Source organism: Streptomyces sp. yr375 (assembly GCF_900110755.1).
Lineage (GTDB): Bacteria > Actinomycetota > Actinomycetes > Streptomycetales > Streptomycetaceae > Streptomyces.
Map to the genome: position 1 here is coordinate 54,847 of NZ_FOFF01000027.1, position 3,772 is coordinate 58,618.

Below are 3,772 nucleotides of genomic sequence, written 5' to 3' on the forward strand. Positions count from 1 at the left end.
CCACCCTCACCCGGTCTGTCGGGGCCGGACGGTGAGTCTGCGTGCCGACTGCTCGTAGGCACTCAGTTTGTCGGGCGCCAGGACCCAGTACAGCCCGTCGATGCCGTCCGGTCCCACGGTGACGCTCACCAAGGCGACGGCGACGCTGCCCTTGGTGAGCAGAAGGCTGGGCAGGCCGTTGGCCTCGGCGACGCCGTAGTCGGCGTCGGGGAAGAACTTCTTGGCGAAGGCGCTGATCCTGGCGACGCGCCGGGCCCCCGCGACCTCCAGCCGTGCCACGCCGCGTATGCCGTTTCCGTCTGCGTAGGCGACGACATCGGCGGACAGCACGTGCTCGAGCGCGGCGACGTCACCGTGCTGCGCCGCCGCGACGAAGGCGTCGAGCAGCCGCCGGTGTTCGGCGGTGTCGACGGGATCGCGGCGCTCGGCGGACAGCCGCTTACGGGCCCGGCTCACGATCTGCCGCGTGTTGGCCTGGCTCAATCGGAGCATGCCCGCGATGTCGTCGTACGGATAGTCGAACGCCTCCCGCAGCACATAGGCCGCCCGCTCCACGGGATTCAGCTTCTCCAGGACCAGCAGCACGGCCAACTCCAGCGCCTCGCCGCGCTCCGCGCCGACCTGCGGATCCACACTGGTGTCCACCGGCTCCGGCAGCCACGGCCCCACGTACGCCTCACGCCTGACCCGCGCCGACTGGGCGACGTTGATCGCCAGCCGGGTGGTGATCTTCGCCAGGAACGCCCCGGTGTCCAGCACGCCGCTCCGGTCGGTGCCCTGCCAGCGCACCCACACGTCCTGTACGACGTCCTCGGCCTCGGAGACGCTGCCCAGGATGCGGTAGGCGATGCCGAACAGCCGTGGACGCAGCCGTTGGAACGCGTCCGCCGCTTCGTCCAGCGAGTCGTCGGTGAGCGGCTGTTGCGCGTCCACGATGCCGATACCTCCGCAGGTCTGCCGGCGTGCCCTCGGACGGGCGCGGTCCGGCGACGAGGACGAGGGCGGCCCGCCCGCCGGGATTCTACGGCGGCCGCGCCGACGCGACCGTGTTTGCGGGTCGCGTTCCCGCCTTACCGACCGGGCCGAACTGTAAAGAACCTTGACAGTTAAGTGGTCTAGTCCAAATATGGTTCCTGCTCGCCCACCCCCCCGCAGTTCTGTCCTTCCGCTGTCCCCGCCTGCCCTTCGGCCCTTATCCCATGGGAGCGTCAGTGAGACGACCTGGTCTTCTTCGTACGTTGCTGTCCTGTCTGAGCGTGTCCGCCGTGACCGGCGGGCTCGTCGTGCTCGGGGGAGGGGACGCGCTCGCCGCGCCGCACCCGCTCCCGGCCTTCGGCAAGCCCATGCCGGCCCATGTGGCGGCGCCCTACTTCGAGGCGTGGACCGGCGAGAGCCCGGCCGCGCTCGCCGCCGCCTCGGGCAACAAGTACCTCACGCTGGCCTTCCTCCAGACGGCCACGGCGGGCTCGTGCACCGCGTACTGGAACGGCCAGGCCGACCAGCCCATCTCCCGGAGCACCTTCGGCCCCGACATCGCCACGATCCAGGCGCGCGGCGGCAACGTCATCCCGTCCTTCGGCGGCTGGACCGCGGACACCACCGGCACCGAGCTGGCGGACAGTTGCACCGACGTCGACGCCATCGCCAAGGTGTACGAGAGCCTCGTCACGACGTACGGCGTGAGCCGGATCGACCTCGACGTCGAGGGTGACTCCATCAACAACGCGGCCGGAATCGACCGCCGTAACAAGGCGATCGCCAAGGTGCAGCGCTGGGCCGAGCGCACCGGCCGCAGCGTGCAGTTCTCCTACACCCTGCCGACCTCCACGTCCGGCCTCGGGGCCAACGGCCTGGCTCTGCTGCAGAACGCCGTCGACAACGGGGCGCGCGTGGACGTCGTCAACCTCATGACGTTCGACTACTACGACGGCGCCACCCACGACATGGCGGCCGACACGGAGAAGGCCGCCACCGGTCTGCACGCTCAACTGGCCGCGCTCCACCCGAAGACGAGCTCCGCGCGGCTGTGGAACATGATCGGCGTCATCGAGATGCCCGGCATCGACGACTTCGGCCCCGAGGAGACCTTCACCACGCAGGACGCGTTCACCGTGGAGAAGTGGGCCGCGGCCCAGAAGATCAACACCCTCTCCTTCTGGGCACTCCAGCGCGACAACGGCGGCTGCGTGGGCACCGGCGGCGCCAACTCGTGCTCCGGAATCGCCCAGGACACCTGGCACTTCAGCCACGCCTTCGAGCCGTTCACGAGCGGCGCCACCCGCCCGTAACGGCCCCAGGCGACGGCACCTCCCCCCTCTGGACGGGCGGGAGGTGCCGTCGTCGAGACGGACTACTCGCCCTTCGGCGCTGCCTGCTGTGCCACCTCGAAGGACCAGAGGGTGGACGCGGAAGCCGCGGGCTTGGGCCGTTCCCCCTGCTCGCCGCCCTGGTGCGCCGCCTTCATCGGGCCCTTGAGCCAGGCCTGGAACGACTCCTCGTCACGCCACCGCGTGTAGACGAGATAGGTGTCGGTGCCCTCGACCGGGCGCAGGAGCTCGAACCACTCGAAGCCGTCCGAGTCCGCGACGGAGTCGGCGCGGGCGGCGAACCGCGACTCAAGGGTCTCCCGCTGCTCCGCCGGGACGGTCAGTACGTTGATCTTCACTACGCTCATGCCCCCATCCTGCCTCCCACAGCCACCGAGCCGGCGCGCGACCCCTACGCGACACCCCTCCGGTTCGGGCGGATTACAGTGCGGCAGGGGCTGGTCGTGCGTCGTGCGTAACGACGTCCATGAGGCGTGGAGGGTGACGACCGTGGCCGGGGAGATCGAGGAGAAGGCTCTGCGGATCGACGCGAAGCGCGTCGACGAGGCCGCCGTCGAGCGTCCCGAGGCGGTGGCGGCGTGAACCGGCCCCCGCCCACCCATGGCACGTTGCACCACATCGAACTGTGGGTGCCGGACCTCGACCGCGCGGTCGCCTCGCTCGGCTGGCTGCTGGAGGCCCTGGGCCACACCCTCTTCCAGAGCTGGCACAACGGACGCAGTTGGCGGCTCGGCACGACCTACCTGGTCCTTGAGCAGTCGCCGGCCCTCGCCGCCGACCGCCACGACCGCTGCCGGCCAGGACTGAACCACCTTGCCTTTCACGTCGAAGACGCCATGGCGGTCGAACAGTTGGCGACCGACGCGACCCGGCACGGCTGGTGTCTGATGTTCCCCGACCGGCATCCGCACGCGGGCGGCGCGCAGCACTACGCCGCCTATCTGGAGAACGGCGACGGCTTCGAGATCGAACTCGTGGCGATCGACCCACCACGACAGCACGGGGACGCGTCGCCGCATGTGTGAGGGATGTGTGGCGTAACGGTGGAGATTGCGGATGTCGTTGCTCCGCTTGGCGCCAATGCTGGGTAGTGCACGACGTTCCATGGTTCGACTGGAGGAAGCAGCCCACCGTGAACCCTTTTGACGACGCAGGCGGCGCGGTGTACGGGCAGGACGCGCGGGACGCGTGTCGGGCGTACGTCGAGGAGAAGTGGACGGACCTGCGGCCCGCGAGCCTCATCGCGGCGATGGCCGGCTGACGGCGTAATCGCCATCCCTTTTGTTCCTTTTCTCGCCCTTGCCCTTCTTCCTCTTTCTGTTTCTCTCCCCCTCCTCTCCCCGGCGGCTGCCGGTGTTCCGACGTGTGTCAGGCATGTCCGTGAGACGGGGGAGGGCGAGTCCTGCTGCCCCCGCCCAGCGGGCGCTGTGAAGATTGGATGAGTA

General features: G+C 69.5%; 4 protein-coding genes and 1 pseudogene. 3 read left to right on the plus strand and 2 right to left on the minus strand.

The annotated features are described in order from the left end of the window. Nucleotides 1–6: 6 nt before the first annotated feature. The gene (gene sigJ / locus BMZ82_RS24725) at nucleotides 7–933 is read right to left on the minus strand and encodes an RNA polymerase sigma factor SigJ (RefSeq protein WP_093779398.1); all 927 of its coding nucleotides are present in this window, start codon (nucleotides 931–933) and stop codon (nucleotides 7–9) included. Between the two features lie 266 nt (nucleotides 934–1,199). Between sigJ and BMZ82_RS24730 the strand changes: the two are divergent. Beyond that, nucleotides 1,200–2,285: pseudogene (locus tag BMZ82_RS24730) on the plus strand (chitinase); the annotation flags it as partial. Nucleotides 2,286–2,350: 65 nt separating this feature from the next. On the opposite strand, the gene BMZ82_RS24735 reads toward BMZ82_RS24730, so the two are convergent. After that, nucleotides 2,351–2,674 (minus strand): antibiotic biosynthesis monooxygenase family protein, encoded by a 324-nt coding sequence (locus BMZ82_RS24735; protein ID WP_093779402.1) that lies wholly within the window; start codon nucleotides 2,672–2,674, stop codon nucleotides 2,351–2,353. Nucleotides 2,675–2,905: 231 nt separating this feature from the next. On the opposite strand from BMZ82_RS24735, the gene BMZ82_RS24740 reads away from it, so the two are divergent. Continuing rightward, nucleotides 2,906–3,352 (plus strand): VOC family protein, encoded by a 447-nt coding sequence (locus tag BMZ82_RS24740; RefSeq protein ID WP_093779403.1) that lies wholly within the window; start codon nucleotides 2,906–2,908, stop codon nucleotides 3,350–3,352. 107 nt (nucleotides 3,353–3,459) lie between these two features. Then, entirely contained in the window at nucleotides 3,460–3,588 is a 129-nt protein-coding gene (locus tag BMZ82_RS24745; protein ID WP_371271300.1) for a hypothetical protein, read from the plus strand. Nucleotides 3,589–3,772: the final 184 nt, after the last annotated feature.